The sequence below is a fragment of the Salinarchaeum sp. Harcht-Bsk1 genome (assembly GCF_000403645.1).
In the GTDB taxonomy this organism is placed as follows: Archaea; Halobacteriota; Halobacteria; order Halobacteriales; family Salinarchaeaceae; genus Salinarchaeum.
In genome coordinates, this window is the sequence record NC_021313.1 from 1,557,181 (window position 1) to 1,573,473 (window position 16,293).

Here is a 16,293-nt window from a genome sequence, read left to right on the forward strand (position 1 = left end):
CTGGGATGTGGGATTCGCCGTTCAGGGTGCCCCTGCAGCAGTGACCACTGCAGCAAACACCTCGGAAGCCCCCTCCCGCTCGACGATCCTACCTCGCTGCGCGCTTCCCTCGCTCCCTTCGGTCGCTCGGTCCAGTGCTTGCGTCGGTACGATCGACGAGCGGTCGGCCCCTTCCAGTCCCACCCAGGGTCATGCCAGTGTCGCGAGATGCGGTGGATCTTCCAGTTCGCTACGCGTGCGCCGGATCCACGGAGCGATCGCCGAGTGGAATGTCCACGTCGATTTCGTCGTACCAGACGACGGGGCGTTTCGCCCGGCCGTCCTGCTCCAGTTCGAGCAGGCCGTAGTCCTCGAGTTCGCGGACGTTCGCGAGCACGTCCGGCGGGTGACGGTCGACGGCGTCGGCGAGTTCCCTGATGCTCGCCGGTTCCGTCTGGACGATCGCTTCGAGGAGTTCGAGGTTCGTCCCCCGGAAGATCCGTCCGAACGTCTCTAAATCCTCGATGGCGAGTGTGGGGTCCTGCGAGTCGATATCCTCGCCGGCGTCGAGTGCAGCGAGATCCGCCTCGAGGTCGTCGCGGTCGGAGACCGGCTGGATCGTGACGTGGAGTGTCCGGGTCATGGCTCGATCACCAGTCCGTTCGTGTTACCAGTGATAGGCCGTGGCGACATTGTCGCCCGTCCGTATCCGGAGGTATGCGATCGTCTGTGAAAAACATAGGGACAATCCTACCATAGACTGTTGGGCAACCCACGTCGAGGGCTGCAGGACAGTCTCCGCGCTTCCCCAGGTCTGGCACACGGGGGCACGACTACGAACCGTTCCCGCCACGGGGGAATCGGAGCCAGTACTGAAGGCCGCGAGCGCGTAGATTTGAATATGCACCTCGGCATCATCCTCGAGACGAACGACCCCGAGCGCGTCTGGAACGCGTTCCGGCTCGCGAACACCGCCCTCGACGCCGACCACGAGGTCGAGGTCTTCCTCCTCGGCGACGGCGTGGAGGCGCCGGACCTCGAGGCGGAGACGTTCAACCCCCACGGCGTCATGGTGAAGTACGATCGGGCTGGCGGCGAGCTGTTCGCCTGCGGGACCTGCATGGAGTCCCGGGAGATCGAACCGGACGACCTCCGGCCCCACTCGACGATGGGCGACTGCCTCCGGATCGTCGAGGACGCGGACGAAGTGCTCACGATCGGCTGACGGGTCGGGAGCGGACGAGCGAACTCGGATCGGTCAGTCCGCGGGCTGCTCGACCGCGTCCGCGGACTGCACGCCGAGCGGATCCCCACCCGACGACGCCGTCACCAGTCGCAAGAACTGCCCCGCGTTCGTCAGCAGCTTGTTCTCGGCCTTCCGGAGGTGCTCCTCGAACGTCGAGCGGGCGACCTCGGTCGCGTCGGCCAGCTCCCGCAGCGAGGTGCCGCGGGGCTGTTCGTAGTAGCCGCGTTCGAGGGCGAATCGGAGCGCCGCGAGCTGGCGGTCGGTCAGGGTCTCGAAGAGCTGGTCGACCGGCGCGAGCATGCTGTGTGGGAGCTGTTGCTCCGCGATGGCCGTCTTCGAGAGCACCTCGACGTCACGGTCGGCCTCGAGGTCGGCCAGCAGCGCCCGGACGTCGGCCTCGTCGAAAGCGATCACGCTGTAGTGCTCCCAGCCCTGCCGGTGGATCGTCGGCGGCTGGTAGAGCGCGTTGTGGTCCTCGAAGCGCTGGACGATCGAGTCCTCGAGCGAGCACAGGCAGGACTGCGTGACCACGTGGAGGCCGCTTTCGTCGACGGACTCGTGGAGGACCGTCCCGAGCGAGCGGATCTCCTCGCGGAGCGCCTCGGTCGGCGGCTCGGGGGCGGTCACCTCGACCACCTGGCACTCGTCGAGGTACCACTCCTTGATCGTCAGATCCGGGTGGCGCTCGGAGATCTCCCGGTAGGGACACTCGTGTTTGACCCGGAAGGAGGCTTCGTGGAGGCTCATCTGCCCCCGACTTGCACCGGCATGGAATTAAGAATGCCGGTCATGTCCGGCACCACCCATATGGTACGTCTCCCGGTACGAAGCAACACCCATGACGGACATCGCACCGGACGAACTCGCCGAACGACTCCAGGCCGAGGAGGACGACCCCCTCGTCCTGGACGTTCGTCATCAGGAAGACTTCGAGGACTGGCACGTACCGACGAGCGTCAACGTCGACGTCTACGAGGAGCTGGTCGACGACCCCGAGACCGCGAAGGAACCGCTGGCCGAGCTCCCCGACGACGAACCGATCGTCACGGTCTGCGCCGAAGGCGTCGTCTCACAGACCGCGACCGAGGTCCTCGAGGACCTGGGCTACGACGCGCTCACGCTCACCGACGGCATGAGCGGCTGGAGCCGCGTCCACGAGCACGCGGCCGTGTCGGCCGACCTCGACGGGCAGCTGCTCCAGGTCGCTCGACCCGGGAAAGGCTGTCTCTCCCACGTGCTGGTCTCCGACGGCGACGCGGCGATCTTCGACCCGTCGCACTACCTCGACGTCTACGACGACGTCGTCGACGCTCACGACGCAGATCTCGTCGGCGTCTTCGACTCGCATGCCCACGCCGACCACGTCTCCGGCGGCCGCGACCTCGCGGACCGACACGACGTTCCCTACTACCTCCATCCGCAGGACGCGCTCGCGATCGACGCGACGCCGGTCGAGGACGGCAGGCGTGTCGCCGTCGGCGACGTCGAAATCGAGGTCGTCCACACGCCCGGCCACAGCGAGGGCAGCGTCACCTTCGACCTCGTCGGGGCAGCGTTGCTCACCGGCGACACCCTGTTCCACGACAGCGTCGGCCGCGTCAAGCTGGGCGTCGAAGCGGGCATCGAGGATTCCGACGTCGAGTCGAACGCCGCGACGCTCTACGAGAGCCTCGAGCGGTTGCTCGACCGCCCCGACGACGCGCTCGTCCTCCCTGCACACGACCCGGGATCGCCCCGACCGCCAGTAACCGCGCGACTGGGCGACCTCCCCGAGCGGAACGCCGATCTCCGGCGCGACCGAGGGGCGTTCGTCGAGACGCTCGCGGCCGACGTACCCGACCACCCGCCGAACTTCGAGCGAGTCAAGCGAACCAACGTCGGCCAGGAGTCAGTCCCCGACGAGGAACTGAGCGACCTCGAACTCGGTCCAAACCGCTGTGCCGCGGAGTAATCGATGACCGACACTGCATCCATCGACGGGTCGCAAGGGCTCCAGCAGGGCATCCGCGAACACCTCGGCCAGTTCTCGCTGCACGTCCTGCTCGTGTTCGCGACCGGGCTGACGATCGGCTCCGAGCGCGCCGTCGTCCCCGTCCTCGGGCGGGACGTCCTCGGCGTCCAGTCGCTGTTCGTGATCGGCTCGTTCGTCGTCTCCTTCGGGATCGTCAAGTCGATCCTGAACCTCTACGCGGGGAAGTGGGGCGAGACGTACGGGCGGAAACCCGTCCTGATCCTGGGGTGGGCGACGGCGCTGCCGCTGCCGATCGTGTTGATCGTCGCGCCGAGCTGGGCCTGGATCACGCTGGGTAACGTTCTCCTGGGGATCAACCAGGCGCTGACCTGGAGCATGGCGATCAACGCGAAGATCGACCTCGCCGGTCCCGACCAGCGCGGGCTCGCTGTGGGCATCGACGAGGCCTTCGGGTACACCGGCGTCGCCGCCGGTGCGTGGATCACCGGCCTGATCGCCGCGCAGACGAGCCTGCGGCCCGAACCATTCTACTTCCTCGGAATCGTCGTGGTACTGGCGTTCCTCATCTCGATCTTCCTGATAAAGGAGACCGTGCAGTACGCCCGCGCTGAAGGCGACGAGGATCACCACGACGCCAACCTGCCCTTCGCCGCGGTCCTTCGCCGGGCGACCTACGGCGACCGGACGCTCTTCGCCGCCGCACAGGCCGGCCACGTCGAGAACTTCGTCGACACGCTGTTCTGGATCGCCGTCCCGCTGTACCTCACGAGCGAGGGGCTGGGCATCGCCGCCGTCGGCGTGGTCGTGGGCGTTCACAGCGCGATGTACTTCCTCCAGATCGCGACCGGCGGACTGGCCGATCGGATCGGCCGGCGGCCGCCCGTCGTGGCCGGCATGTTCCTCGCCGGCGGCGGCGTGCTCGCGATGGTGCTCGTCGAGGGCTACCTGCCGTGGGCCCTCTTCGCTGCGGTCTCGGGGCTCGGCATGGCGCTGCTCTACCCGAACCTGATGACCGTCCCCGGCGACGCCGCCCATCCGAGCTGGCGCTCGGCGGGCATGGGCGTCTACCGCATGTGGCGGGACTCGGGCTACGCCGTCGGCGCGATCGCGATCGGGCTCGCGATGCAGTTCGCGAGCGCCGAGGCCGCCTTCTACCTGACCGCGATCCTCATGTTCGCGTCGGGGGCGGTCGTCTACGCCTGGATGGAGGAGACCCACCCGGAGTTCGGCACGCACGAGCCGCCGGCGCCGGCGGACGACGGAGGCGTGGCGGCGACCTCCGACGACTGAGCGGGGCAGGGCGACCGCGCCACCCCACCGACAGGGGCCCCGACGGACCGGGCCACGCCGGCAGACAGGAGCACGTCGGCCGGCAGGAATGCGCCGGCTGAGAGCGGTGCGCCTGCTGACAGCATCCGCAGGCCACCGATGAGCACCCGGCCGTCAGTTCGCCCCGCTCGACCGCGGTCCGACGTCGACGAATCGCGCCCAGAGCGCCAGCAGGCTCGGGAGCACGAACACGCTCGCAACGAACGCGTACACGATGGTGAGCGCGGTGATCAGCCCGAAGGACTGGAGGAAGGGCAGGATCGCAACGAGCAACACCGCGAACCCGCTGGCGGTAGTCGTCGCGCTCGCCAGCAACGCACCACCGGTGCCCGTGACGGTCGTTTCCAGCGCCTCTCCGACGTCGTCGGTCGTTTCGATCGCCTGGTTGAACCGTTCGCTGACGTGGAGGCTGTAGTCGACGCCGAGCCCGATCGTGAGACCGGTGATCATCCCGGTGACGACGTTGAAGGGGATGTCGAGCGCGGCCATCGTCCCGAGCACCCACGTCAGCGTGAAGGCGACCGGGACGACGGTGACGACGCCCAGCGACGCACTCCCCTCGGTGACGCGGTAGGCCACCGCGAGGACGAGCAGTACCGCGACCAGGGCGACGACGAGGCTGGTCATCGCCGTCCGGGCGAGCTGGTCGGCCGTCAGCTGGTTGACGATCACGTCGCCGGTCGCGATCGCGGTGACGCTCTCGCCGTCGGCGGTCCCGGCGAGGTCCTCCATCTGCTCCGTGATCGCCGCGTCGCTCGCGGCGCCGTCGAGGGTGACGACCATCTGGAGCGCCCGGTACTCCCCGTCGGATCGGTGGACGACGGCCGAGGCGTCGTCGGGGGCGACCCGGTAGAGCTCGTCGTAGACGCCAGCGACGTTCCGGTCGGGAACGCCGTCACCGTCCACGTCCGATGCGTCGAGCGTGGCCGCGAAGGAGTCGTTGCGCGCAGCGACCCGATCCATGACGGTGAGCGGGTCCGTGACGGCCGGATCGCCGTCCGCGTAGGTCTCCGTCGCGGACATCCCGCGTGCGTCGGTCCGAGCGGCGTCGAGTCGATCGAGGGTCGCCGGATCGGTGACGTTCCCCCGGACCAGCACCGACGCCGTCGTGTCTCGACGCACGAAGTCGCTGTCCAGCGCGTCGATCGCAGACTCGGCGGTGTACGTCCCCGGTGCGATCGGCCCGGGCAGGTCCTTCAGCCAGTCGGCGGGATCCTCCGCGAGGAAGTCCGACTGCTCGAAGCTGGCGTCGATGGTGGTGGCACCCACGGCACCGACCCCGCTGACGAGGAGCGCGATCGCGAGCACGGTGACGGGCGCCCGCCTGGCGAGCGTCGCCCCCATCACGAGGACACGGTTCGCGCCGCCGGCGTCGGTCCCGACCGCCGGTTGCAGGCGGTCGATCCCACGAGCCTCGAGGGCGGAATCGAGTTCGACCTTCAGCGCCGGCACCAGCGCGCCGAACACGACGAATGCGGCGAGGATGCCGATCGCGCTGACGACGCCGAGCTGGCGGAACACGGCGAGGGGACTCGCGAGGTTCGAGAGGAACCCGATCACGGTAGTCGTGGTCACGTACGCGAGCGCGACCCCGACGCTGCCCAGGCCGACGGCCATCGCCCGGCGCGGCGGGGTCGTACTGGACTCGCGGGCCTCGCGATAGCGCATCACGACGTGGAGCCCGTAGTCGATCGAGAGCCCGATCAGGAGGACGAGCACGACGACGAACGGCTGGCTGAACGCGATGCCGATCCAGCCCATCGCGCCGAACGTCCAGACGAGGACGAGCGCGATCCCGAGGAGCCCGAGCGCGACGTCGAGCAGGTCGCGGTAGACGACGAGCAGGACCACCAGGACGAACGCCGCCGCCAGCGGCCCCAGCAGGAGCACGCTGTCGACCATCGAGTTCGTGATCTCCGTCGACACGACGCCGTCGCCGTAGACGAGGACCGACAGTGAGCCGTCCTCGGGGGCGAGGGCCGCGATCGCGGTCTGAGCGGCTTCGATCTCGGCGGGAGCGTCGCCCGGAGCGAACGAGCCACCGGCCGAGTCGTGGGTGACGACGAGCAGCGTCGCGTTGGCTTCCGTCGATCCGGGCTCGTAGTCGTGCGGCATGAACGCGAGGGGCGTCGCCCCGTCGCGCCCCGACCGCTCCGACTCGGTGGAGAGCGTCTCCGCGACGATGGCGTCGATCTCCGCCTCGGAGAGCGATTCGAGCGCGTCGATCTGGGCCTGCAACGTCGGATCGGACTCGCTCGATCCGCTCGGAGCGCCGGGGGCCGTCCCATTCGCCGGCGCCCCGTGCTCGCGGATCGCCGCGGTCGCGATCACGTTGGCGACGCTCCGGGTTCCACCGTCCTCGACCAGCGTGTCGCCGACCCGATCGTCCGTTTGGAGTCGCTGCTGGTACTCGAGCGTCGCGATCAGGGACTCGCGATCGAGGACGTTCTCGTCGCGGACCACGACCTGCGCGGTGGTCGCGTCGCTCTGGCCCGACGAGAAGTTCTCGCCCGCGTAGTCGAGCGCGTCGGCCGCGGGGTCGTCGGCCTGGAACTGATCGAGGGACGTCGACCGCTCCACCATCGGGACGCCGGCACCGACGAGGAGCGTCGCGAGGAGCAACGCTGCGATCGCCACGCGGGCGTGTTCGGTGAGCCAGGTCGCGAGTGCGGGGCTCATCGGAGCAGTCCCCGTATCGAACGTCGGTCGCCGCGGGGTAGCACTCGCCGGTGCGGGTCACCTGGAGTGGGGCCCGGTTGCTCGGCGTGTAGTGCTCGGTCGGGCGAGCCAGCGGTCACGAGTCGTCCGCACCTGTCGCGGTCCGGATCCAGGCCTTCTGACATGGAATCATCCTAACAGCCTAGTCTGGTTATGAGATAGTGCGAAGATTCGAGTAGTAGGCTAACATATTAGCATTCAGGCGGTCGCAGGACGCCGCCGACCACCATGCCCCACGCACGACTCACGATCGACGTCCCGGAGACAGTCTGGATCGGCGAACTGTCGGCCAGACACCCCGATCTCGTCTTCGAGGTACTCACCGCCATCTCCGGCGAGGACGTCGGCATCGCACTCGTCCGACTCGGTGCAGACGATCCCCTGCCGGTGATCACGGAGATCCAGGCCCGGGACGACGTCGAGACGGTCGAGTTGCTCTGGAAACACGACGACGAAGCGCTCCTCCAGATCGAGACGACGAACCCGCTCCCGCTCGTTCCCATCTGGCGGGCGGGCGTGCCCCTCCGGATGCCGTTCGACATCCAGGACGGGCACGCGACGTGGGAGGTGACGACCTCACGAGGACGGCTCTCGACGCTCCAGACGGCGCTCGACGACGTCGGGATCGGGTTCACGGTCGAGTACGTCCAGGCGATCGAAGCGAGCCAGGCCGATCGGCTCCTCACGGACCGCCAACTGGAGGTGCTCACCACTGCCGTGGACGCGGGCTACTACCGGTCGCCGCGCGAGGCAACCCTCGGCGAGGTGGCGGACCTGCTCGGGATCGCGACGGCGACGTGCAGCGACGTGCTCCACCGGGCCGAAGGGCACGTCGTCCACTGGTTCGTCGAGGAGCACGTGGACGGGTAGCACCGGACGCTCTCGGCAGCGAAAGGGCGAGCGTCAGAAGGCGTTGGTCACACTGCCGCGAGCACGACCGCCGAGAGCCACTCGACGACCGTCTCCCACACCGAGAACCCGGTCGTCATCGCGAGCACAGTGTCGGCGGCGAAGAAGGCGAAGATCCCCGCGCCGACGAAGTGTGCCAGACGGAGATTGATCCGGTGGGCGAACTTGTGGAAGGCGTAAGCGTTCACGAGGCTCACGGGGACGATCACGAGCATCTCGCCGAGCCAGATCGCCGGCGTCGCGCCGTAGGTCGCGGCGAGGCTAATCGTGACGAGCTGGGTCTTGTCGCCGAACTCCCCGGCGGCCATCAGCGCGAAGATCGAGCCGAAGGAGCCGATCCGGCCACCGACGGAGTAGCCGAAGATCGAGAACTCGCCGGCGACGTCGGGGGCGATCCGCCGCGTAGCGCCGATCCCGCCGTCGGTTTTGGCGCCAACGGCCGAGCCGGCAGCGTCGTCGCTGGCCGGACCGTCGCTGGCCGTGGCAGCGCCCCAATCTGCGTCCGGCTCCGGCGCCGAGCGGACGAGCATCACGGCGAACAGCAGAAACAGGGCCACCGTGAACCCGTCGAGGACGATCGGTGGGAGGGCACGCTGGATCGCCTCGCCGAATGCGATCTCGAGGGCGGTCCAGCCCGCGAACGCCGACCCTGCTGCACCCACGACCACCAGCGGGTGGTAGCGCGTCGAGAGGCCGGCGATGATGAACTGCACCTTCTCGCCGGGCAAGACCGTCAACTGGGCGAGGGCTGCGATCACGACGATCTCGACGAAACCTGCCATCGCTACTTGATCGACCGGGTTGCTAAAGAATTAGACGCGTCGAATGTATGAGTTACGCCTGGCGAACCCGCTCCTGGAGTGGCCTCCCCCGATAGCAGGGGTCCGGTGGCAGGGAGCCTACTGCACGGCTGCCCGCGACGCGCGGTGGAGGAGTCGAACCGCGATCGCGCCGAGGACGACGTTGAACGCGACGAGCACGACGATCGCCGGGACGATCGTGTTCCAGACCCCGCCGAAGGCAGCCACGTCGACCACGGTCATCACGTCCTCGCCGAGCATGGCCGCGCGGACGCCGTCGACGCCGTAGGTGATCGGGTTCACCGTCGCGACGGTATTGATCCAGTCGGGCAGGACCTGCAGGGGCAGGAACGCGCTGGAGACGAACAGCAGCGGGAACGTCAGCGAGTTCGCGATGAGGATCGTCGCCTCCTTGTCCCGGGTGACCAGCGCCACGATGTTCGAGAACGCCATGAACGCGCCGGCGAAGAGGATCGTGATCGCGAGCACGCCGAGGAAGCCCGCCACGCCCGTTTCGAGGAACGTTCCCGGCCCGTCACCGGTCTCGAGGAACAGGAGGACGGCGCCACAGCCGAGGATGATCGTCGTCTGGACCACGATCCGCACGACCTCGGCGAACACCTTCCCGAGGAACATCGCGCCACGACCCATCGGCGAGGCGAGCGTCTTCTCGAACATCCCCGAGTCCATGTCGATAACGAGGCCGATGCCCGAGATCGATGCCGCAGCGAGCGCGGACTGGACGACGATCGCTGGCGTGAGGTACGTGACGTAGTTGACGTCGGTGCCGACGGCGCTGGCGAGCGCGCCGCCCGCGACGGCGCCGAACACCTCCGCCATCAGCACGAAGAAGATCACCGGCTGGACGAGGGACGTGAACGTCACGAACGGGTTCCGCGAGGTCTTGACCAGCCAGCGCTTCACGCTGATCCAGGTGTCGCCGAGGGCGCCGGCCCCCGGCGCACGCTGGGGCCGCTCCTCGATCGCGGGAGAGCGGTTCTCCACGACGTCCGTGCCGCCAGCAGATGAGGCAGCAGTGGAGTCGGCGCTCATCGAGCCACCTCCTCCACGTCGGCACCGCTGCGTGGCTCACTTCCCGTCGCGGTCTCGGCTTCGTCGATCTGTTCCCCGGTCAGCGAGAGGAAGACGTCGTCGAGCGTCGGCGATCGCACGTCGACGCCGGTGACCGTGAGGCCCGCGTCGTGGAATGCGACGAACAGTTCCATCACGCCGGTCCGAACGTCGTCGGCGGTGATCGCGAGGCCCTCGTCGGTTCGCTCGACGGTGGGATCGTCGAACGCGTTGGCCGAGCGGACGACCGACGCCGCGTGATCGCGGAGTTCCGTCCCGCCGACGCCCCCGGACTCGTCGATGCTTCCAGCGGCACCGGACTCCCCGGTGCGATCCTCGGCGAGGGTATCGTCGACGCCGGCGAGCGTCAGCTCCAGTACGTCGCCGCCCACGGCAGCTTTCAGCGCCGCCGGCGTGTCGGTCGCGACGACCTCCCCGTCCTGGAGCAGGGCGATCCGGTCGCAGAGCCGGTCGACCTCCTCGAGGTACTGCGTCGTGAGGAAGACCGTTGTCCCGGCGTCGTTGATCGCCTCGAAGTAGTCCCACAGCTCCATGCGGGCTTCGGGGTCGAGCCCCGTCGTCGGCTCGTCGAGGAAGACGACGGGCGGCCGGTGGACGAGGGCGTTCGCCGCGTCGAGGCGCTTGGCCATCCCGCCGGAGAACGTCTCGGCGAGGTCGTCGGCCACAGTGGTGAGGTCGACGACGTCGAGGAGTTCCTCGACGCGCTCCTCGCGCTCGGCCGCCGGCACGCCGTGGATCCGGGCCGCGAAGCGGACGTTCTCCCGCGCGGTCAGTTCGGGATCGACGCTGGTCTCCTGGGGCATGTAGCCGACGTACTCGCGGACGGCCTGCGCGTCCTCGACGACGTCGTGGCCGTGGACGGTCACCGAGCCCCGTGTCGGATGCAACAGCGACACGAGCGTCTGTATCGTCGTCGACTTCCCGGCGCCGTTGGGCCCGAGGAAGCCGAAGCACTCCCCGGGTTCGACGGCGAGGTCGACGCCGCTGATCGCCTCGGTGCCGTCGGCGTAGGTGACGTGGACGTCCTCGGCTCGGATCGCTGCGGGGCCGTCGTCGCTGTCCGCCGCGCTGGCGGCCGTGGCGGCGGCCTGGCCGGTGCTCTCGGATGGTGCATGCTGTGACTGCATGGAGTCGAACCTCCACGCCTTCCCCCGGGAAATCCCCACTCTCAGCCGTGAGGCCATTTATAAACCCCACCAGCCCGAGCCAGCCACGAACGGGAAACGATCGGTGTCGGACGAGAAGTGCGGCCAGAATTCTGTATCGCGAAATGTGATTTGTACTCATCTCGAACCTCGATTCGCGGACAGCGAAATTCGAGTTCGGAGGACCCGAAACCGTCGATTTCGGAGATTCAGGAGGAGTAGCTGCAAACTTCGGTGCTCGAACACGCTCGCAAACTGGGAGAACTCACGACGCAGCAGCCGGGCAGCCGCGACCAGCAGCCGTCGAATCTTTTTGTCGCTGGCGAGCCAACGTCACGGTTGCAATGTCCCAGTTCGAGACCTTCGAGTGCCGGAACTGCGGCAAGTCGTTCGTCGCCCTCCCCGAAGCAAACGCCGGGACGAAACGCCTCTGCAGTCCGGCCTGCGAGACGGCGCAACTGGCCGTGTGAGGCCACAGACCGCGAACCGTCAGTTCGTCAGGAAGTCGACGACGGGCGACATCGTCCGCGCGGGATCCTCGAGGCCGGTGTGCCCCACGCCCTCGACCTCCACGAGCCGACTCTCCGGCAGCCGGTCGTGGACTTCACGGACGGCGTCCGTGAGGAAATCGGGACTGTGCTCGCCCGTGAGCAAGAGGACCACCGGATCGACGTCCAGCGGCCCAGGGAGTTCGTAGAACTCCACCGCCTCGAACTCGCGCTGGGTGACCTCGGCGAGTTCGATCACCTCGGGCCAGTGGGGCAACGCCTCGACGTCCTCGATTCCCGTCATCTCGCGGAAAGCCAGTCGCATCGCGCCCTCCCGGTCGCCGTCGTCGAGCAGGTCGGCCATGCGATCCGCGGCGTCGTAGGCGCGATGCTCTCCGACGAGGATCGCCGGCTCGAACAGGACGATTTTCTCGAGGTCGACGGCGTCGCGGGTCGCGACGTTCAGGGCACAGAGCCCACCGAAGGAGTGGCCGAACAAGCGCATCGCGCCCGTAGTCTCGAGTACTGCCTCGACGTCCCCGACCTCTCGTTCGAGCGCGTACGAATCGGGCGCATCCCCGCTCTCGCCGCGACCGCGTCGATCCATCGCGACCAGTGGGCCCGCTTCCCGGAGGTGCGGCAGCCAGCTCTCTCGTGAACCTGTCGAGCCGTGGACGAGGATCAGCGGTTCGGGACCTCGATCGCACGCGGGGGCCGCCCGCTGCGTATCCCGCTCCTGGGCACCGTGCGTTTCGAAGCTGATCGTCGTACCGTCGGTGAATTTCGTGGTCTGCATGTACGAGAAGCGCTCGCCGCTTCTCCGCCCTCAATGCCGCACTAAACCGTATGGCGCTTTATTAAATCCCTCTGCACCCCGGCACCGGGCGCGTCCAGGTTGGCGGCGATCAGGGCGCGCTGTGCCCGGCGCAGCCGCTCGGACGCGGAGGCTGCCGAGATTCCGAGTTCTGCGGCGACGTCGGCGAGCGTCGCGCCACGTGGCACCTCGAAGTACCCCAGCTCGAAGGCCATCAGCAGCGCCTCGCGCTGGCGATCCGAGAGCGCGTCCGTCGCGGGCGTGCCAGTCTCGCACTCGGGCGACTCGACGAGGCGGTGGATCGTGACGCTGTGCTCCTCGCGCCAGAACGACCAGTAGTTCTCGAAGGCTGCGCGGTCGACGCAGCGCCGTCGCTGGCGCCAGCCGTCGCGGACGACCTCGACGTGTTCGAGGACGGCCTCGGTCGCCGCGAGGTCCCGCAGGCGCTCGACGTCGGAGACCGCCGGCCCGAGCTGTTCCTCCATCGTCGTCGCGGGGACGATCCGGTACCGGCGAGCGTCCGCGTCGGCAGCGAGGCGGACCTTCTCGGCGACGAACGGCGAGGCGTCGAGGGCAGCCTCGGCCTCGTCCGGGGCAGGGCCCCGGACCGTAACCGCGAACGGCGGCGGGCCGCCCTGATTGGGCTGGCCGACCTGGACCGTCAGGGTGGCCTCCGGCACCCGCCTCGCGACGTCGACGAGCGGCAGGCTATCGCAGTGGACGGTGTACTCGGCGAGATATCCCATGGATCAGCATCGTACCTACCGGGATTCCAAAAATTCCCCGAAGGAAGATTGCGGACGTGAGAAGTTGCCGTACGCCACCGTGACAGGGACCAAATCCGCCCGAGAGAACGCCGTCTACTCGTCGCCGGGGCTGTAGTTGGGCGCCTCGTCAGTGATCACGACGTCGTGGGCGTGGCTCTCGGCCTGGCCCGCGGAGCTGACCCGCACGAACTCCGAGCGCTGCTTGAACTCGGGGATCGACTCGGCGCCGACGTAGCCCATCCCGGACTGCATCCCGCCGGTGAGCTGGTGGAGCTCGCTCTCGAGACTGCCCTTGTACGGCGTCGCGGCCTCGACGCCCTCGGGGACGTACTCGTCCCCGTCGTCGGGCTCTTCCTTGAGGTAGCGGTTGTCGTCGGTCTCGTCGGCGGACATCGCGCCGACGGAGCCCATGCCGCGGTACTGCTTGTAGCGCTTGCCGTTCATCGTGATGATGCGACCTGGCGCCTCGTCGGTGCCCGCGAAGTAGCTCCCCATCATGATCGCGTCGGCACCCGCTGCGATCGCCTTGATCGCGTCGCCGGAGTAGCGGATGCCGCCGTCGGCGATCACGGGCACGTCGTGCTGGCTCGCCACGTCGGCGACCTGCGCGACGGCGGTGATCTGGGGCATACCGGAGCCGGAGACGATCCGCGTCGTGCAGATCGAGCCCGGACCGATGCCGACCTTGATGCCGTCCGCGAAGTCGACGAGTTCGCGGGCCGCTTCTCTGGTGCCGACGTTGCCGACGACGACGTCGGCGTCGACCCGGCTCGCGATGTCGCGGGAGCCCTCGATGACGTTCCGGTTGTGGGCGTGGGCGGTGTCGATGAAGAGGACGTCCGCGCCGGCGTCGTCGGCGCGGGTCGCGCGCTCCTCCTCGAAGGGACCGACGGCGACGCCGACGCGCAGGCGACCTTCGCCGTCGCGCACGGCGTTCGTGTGCTCGCGGCGCTGGAGGATCCCCTGCATCGTGATGAGGCCGGTCAGCCGGTTCTCCTCGTCGACGATCGGGACGCGCTCGATCTTGTGCTCGTACATCAGTTCGAGCGCTTCCCGAGCGCCGACGTCCTCGCCGGCGGTGATGACCTCGTCGGTCATCGCCTCGCTGACCTCGTCGCGCTCGCCGACCTCGAGGTAGGGTCGTAGGTCCGTCGCAGAGATGATCCCGAGCACCTGGTCGTCCTCGTCGACGACCGGAGCGCCGGAGACGCCCTGCTCGTCCATCATGTCGTCGACGGAGCGGACGGTCTGGTCGGCGCGGGCCGTCACGACGTTCTCGCGGTCGATCACGAGTTCGTCGGCGGTCTTGACGGCCTCTACGTGCTCGACGGTGTCGTCGACGTCCATGTTCCGGTGAAGGACGCCGAGGCCGCCCTGTCGGGCCAGCGCGGTCGCGAGGTCGGCCTCGGTGACGGTGTCCATCGCCGCCGAGAGGACGGGCACGTTCAGCTCGACGTTGGTAGAGACGCGCGTCGAGAGGTCGGCCTCGTCGGGCTCGACCGTACTCTCCTTGGGTCGCAGTAGAACGTCGTCGAATGTCAGGGCCTCGGGGACGCGGAGCTTCTCGGTGAAGGGCTCCTCGTGAGGAACGTCGTTCGCCATGTAGTCGGTCCGATTGGGTTGGGGAAAAACGTTGCGAGACCGCCCGAGCGACCGAGCGAAGCGAGGGAGCGAGGGCGGAAGTCACTAGCACACTCCGCGGTACGGCAGCGGCTGCGGAGCGGAAGCGGTGCGGCGGTTGCAGAACGGAAGCGGTGCGGCGGTTGCAGAACGGAAGCGGTGCGGCGGTTGCAGAACGGAAGCGGCGCGGCGGTTGCAGAACGGAAGCGGCGCGGCGGTTGCAGAACGGAAGCGGTGCGGCGGTTGCGGAGCGGAAGCAATCCTTCACAGAAATACGCCGCCACGTGAACGCCGACAACTCGACCCAAGAACTACCACCCACCCCGTCGAACCCGGCAGCCATGACGGCCTGCCCGGCGGACGCGATCGAACGGACGTACCACCGCTATCTCGCGGGGGACTGGGATTCCCTCCAGCGCTGGGCGTGGGTCTACGTCCACGTGGGGATGGTGCTCGCCACGGCCCTGGTCGGCTACACGGTTGCTCGCGGACGGTTGCGACTGACCGCACTCCTGCTTCCGCTTCCGGCCTTCTTCCTCGCTCGTCGGTACACGTACGCCCGGCCGAACGAGTAGTGCCAGGCGACCGTAGGGCAGGAAGACGGGGCGCTGCTCGAAGAGATCACTCGGCCGGCGAACTGACAGCCCACGTCACCAGCACGCCGTCGTCGACCCGCTCGACGTCCCGCAGTTCCAGGTCCACGAACTCCGCCACGAACCCCTCGCCGTCGACGAGCGTCGGCGCATCGCGGCCGCCGATGATCGTCGAGCCGACGTAGAGGGTGAGTTCGTCGACGAGCCCGGCCTCGAAACAGGAATAGAGCAGCTCACCGCCGCCTTCGATCATGAGCGAGTCGACGCCGTGGACCGATTCGAGCTGCTCGAAGGCGGCGGGGAGGTCGACGCGCTGGTCGCCCGCATCGGCGTCGTCGCCGGCCCCGCTGGCGTCGGCGACGACCAGCTCCGCGCCCGCGGCTTCGAGGCCGCGGCGGCGGTCGGCGGGCGCAGCCTCACTCACGAGGACGTAGGTCGTCGCTTCGTCGTCGAGAATCCGGGCGTCCGTCGGCGTCCGGGCGCGGGAGTCCGCGACGACGCGAGCGGGATTCACTGGCTCGCCGTGGCCCTCCCGTTCGGCCCGGAGATCGGGGTCGTCGACGGTGAGGCTTGGGTCGTCCGCGAGCACCGTTCCGACGCCGACCAGCACGGCGTCGAACTCGGCGCGGATCCGATCGACGCGCTCGAAGTCCGCGGGGCCGCTGATCGGCACCTGCTCCCGGTGCCGATTCGAGAGCTTGCCGTCGGCGCTGACGGCGGCGTTGACGCGGACGTGCACGGAGCGGGATTGTCGCGGGGAATGCAACGGCGTTTCGGTTCCGTGCGCACGGCTGTCCGGGCCACGATGGCGGGACTGACGG

Annotated in this window: 16 protein-coding genes; 6 read left to right on the top strand and 10 right to left on the bottom strand. The window is 68.5% G+C overall.

The window, feature by feature from the left end; translation table 11 throughout:
• Window positions 1–229: 229 nt before the first annotated feature.
• Window positions 230–622 carry a transcriptional regulator gene (locus L593_RS07055; protein WP_020446253.1) on the bottom strand — a complete coding sequence of 131 codons (393 nt, stop codon included), beginning with the start codon at window positions 620–622 and terminating at the stop codon, window positions 230–232.
• A 258-nt stretch (window positions 623–880) separates the two neighbouring features.
• Between L593_RS07055 and L593_RS07060 the strand changes: the two genes are divergently transcribed.
• Window positions 881–1,204, top strand: a complete 324-nt coding sequence (locus tag L593_RS07060) for a DsrE family protein (protein WP_020446254.1) — start codon at window positions 881–883, stop codon at window positions 1,202–1,204.
• Window positions 1,205–1,237: 33 nt separating this feature from the next.
• On the opposite strand, the gene L593_RS07065 is transcribed toward L593_RS07060, so the two are convergent.
• On the bottom strand, window positions 1,238–1,972 hold the full coding sequence (locus tag L593_RS07065; RefSeq protein WP_020446255.1) for a helix-turn-helix domain-containing protein: 735 nt from the start codon (window positions 1,970–1,972) through the stop codon (window positions 1,238–1,240).
• 91 nt (window positions 1,973–2,063) lie between these two features.
• On the opposite strand from L593_RS07065, the gene L593_RS07070 reads away from it, so the two are divergent.
• Window positions 2,064–3,176: an MBL fold metallo-hydrolase gene (locus L593_RS07070; RefSeq protein ID WP_020446256.1), complete on the top strand. Its 1,113-nt coding sequence runs from the start codon at window positions 2,064–2,066 to the stop codon at window positions 3,174–3,176.
• A gap of 3 nt (window positions 3,177–3,179) precedes the next feature.
• On the top strand, window positions 3,180–4,487 hold the full coding sequence (locus tag L593_RS07075; RefSeq protein ID WP_020446257.1) for an MFS transporter: 1,308 nt from the start codon (window positions 3,180–3,182) through the stop codon (window positions 4,485–4,487).
• 153 nt (window positions 4,488–4,640) lie between these two features.
• Here L593_RS07075 and L593_RS07080 read toward each other — a convergent pair whose 3' ends face one another.
• Window positions 4,641–7,205 (bottom strand): RND family transporter, encoded by a 2,565-nt coding sequence (locus tag L593_RS07080; protein ID WP_020446258.1) that lies wholly within the window; start codon window positions 7,203–7,205, stop codon window positions 4,641–4,643.
• 267 nt (window positions 7,206–7,472) lie between these two features.
• On the opposite strand from L593_RS07080, the gene L593_RS07085 reads away from it, so the two are divergent.
• Complete coding sequence (locus tag L593_RS07085) at window positions 7,473–8,114, top strand: helix-turn-helix domain-containing protein (RefSeq protein ID WP_020446259.1); 642 nt, start codon at window positions 7,473–7,475, stop codon at window positions 8,112–8,114.
• 47 nt (window positions 8,115–8,161) lie between these two features.
• Here the strand turns inward: L593_RS07085 and L593_RS07090 are convergent, their stop codons facing one another.
• The 3 genes from L593_RS07090 to L593_RS07100 all read right to left on the bottom strand — a co-directional run bounded on the left by L593_RS07090 (window position 8,162) and on the right by L593_RS07100 (window position 11,172).
• Window positions 8,162–8,935, bottom strand: coding sequence for a TMEM165/GDT1 family protein (locus tag L593_RS07090; protein ID WP_020446260.1), 774 nt, complete (start codon window positions 8,933–8,935; stop codon window positions 8,162–8,164).
• 117 nt (window positions 8,936–9,052) lie between these two features.
• Window positions 9,053–10,006, bottom strand: a complete 954-nt coding sequence (locus L593_RS07095; RefSeq protein WP_020446261.1) for an ABC transporter permease — start codon at window positions 10,004–10,006, stop codon at window positions 9,053–9,055.
• A complete protein-coding gene (locus tag L593_RS07100; protein WP_020446262.1) occupies window positions 10,003–11,172 on the bottom strand; it encodes an ABC transporter ATP-binding protein in 1,170 nt (389 codons plus the stop codon). The genes L593_RS07095 and L593_RS07100 overlap by 4 nt, the downstream gene beginning before the upstream one ends.
• A 362-nt stretch (window positions 11,173–11,534) precedes the next feature.
• On the opposite strand from L593_RS07100, the gene L593_RS16395 reads away from it, so the two are divergent.
• Window positions 11,535–11,660 carry a hypothetical protein gene (locus L593_RS16395; RefSeq protein ID WP_020446263.1) on the top strand — a complete coding sequence of 42 codons (126 nt, stop codon included), beginning with the start codon at window positions 11,535–11,537 and terminating at the stop codon, window positions 11,658–11,660.
• 19 nt (window positions 11,661–11,679) lie between these two features.
• Here the strand turns inward: L593_RS16395 and L593_RS07105 are convergent, their stop codons facing one another.
• From L593_RS07105 to guaB, 3 genes are all read right to left on the bottom strand, one after another.
• Window positions 11,680–12,474: an alpha/beta fold hydrolase gene (locus L593_RS07105; RefSeq protein WP_020446264.1), complete on the bottom strand. Its 795-nt coding sequence runs from the start codon at window positions 12,472–12,474 to the stop codon at window positions 11,680–11,682.
• A 41-nt stretch (window positions 12,475–12,515) separates the two neighbouring features.
• Window positions 12,516–13,238, bottom strand: coding sequence for a helix-turn-helix domain-containing protein (locus L593_RS07110; protein WP_020446265.1), 723 nt, complete (start codon window positions 13,236–13,238; stop codon window positions 12,516–12,518).
• A gap of 114 nt (window positions 13,239–13,352) precedes the next feature.
• A complete protein-coding gene (gene guaB, locus L593_RS07115) occupies window positions 13,353–14,861 on the bottom strand; it encodes an IMP dehydrogenase (RefSeq protein WP_020446266.1) in 1,509 nt (502 codons plus the stop codon).
• A gap of 359 nt (window positions 14,862–15,220) precedes the next feature.
• On the opposite strand from guaB, the gene L593_RS07120 reads away from it, so the two are divergent.
• Entirely contained in the window at window positions 15,221–15,454 is a 234-nt protein-coding gene (locus L593_RS07120; RefSeq protein WP_020446267.1) for a hypothetical protein, read from the top strand.
• A gap of 46 nt (window positions 15,455–15,500) precedes the next feature.
• Here L593_RS07120 and L593_RS07125 read toward each other — a convergent pair whose 3' ends face one another.
• Window positions 15,501–16,211 (bottom strand): 2,5-diamino-6-(ribosylamino)-4(3H)-pyrimidinone 5'-phosphate reductase, encoded by a 711-nt coding sequence (locus tag L593_RS07125; protein ID WP_020446268.1) that lies wholly within the window; start codon window positions 16,209–16,211, stop codon window positions 15,501–15,503.
• Window positions 16,212–16,293: the final 82 nt, after the last annotated feature.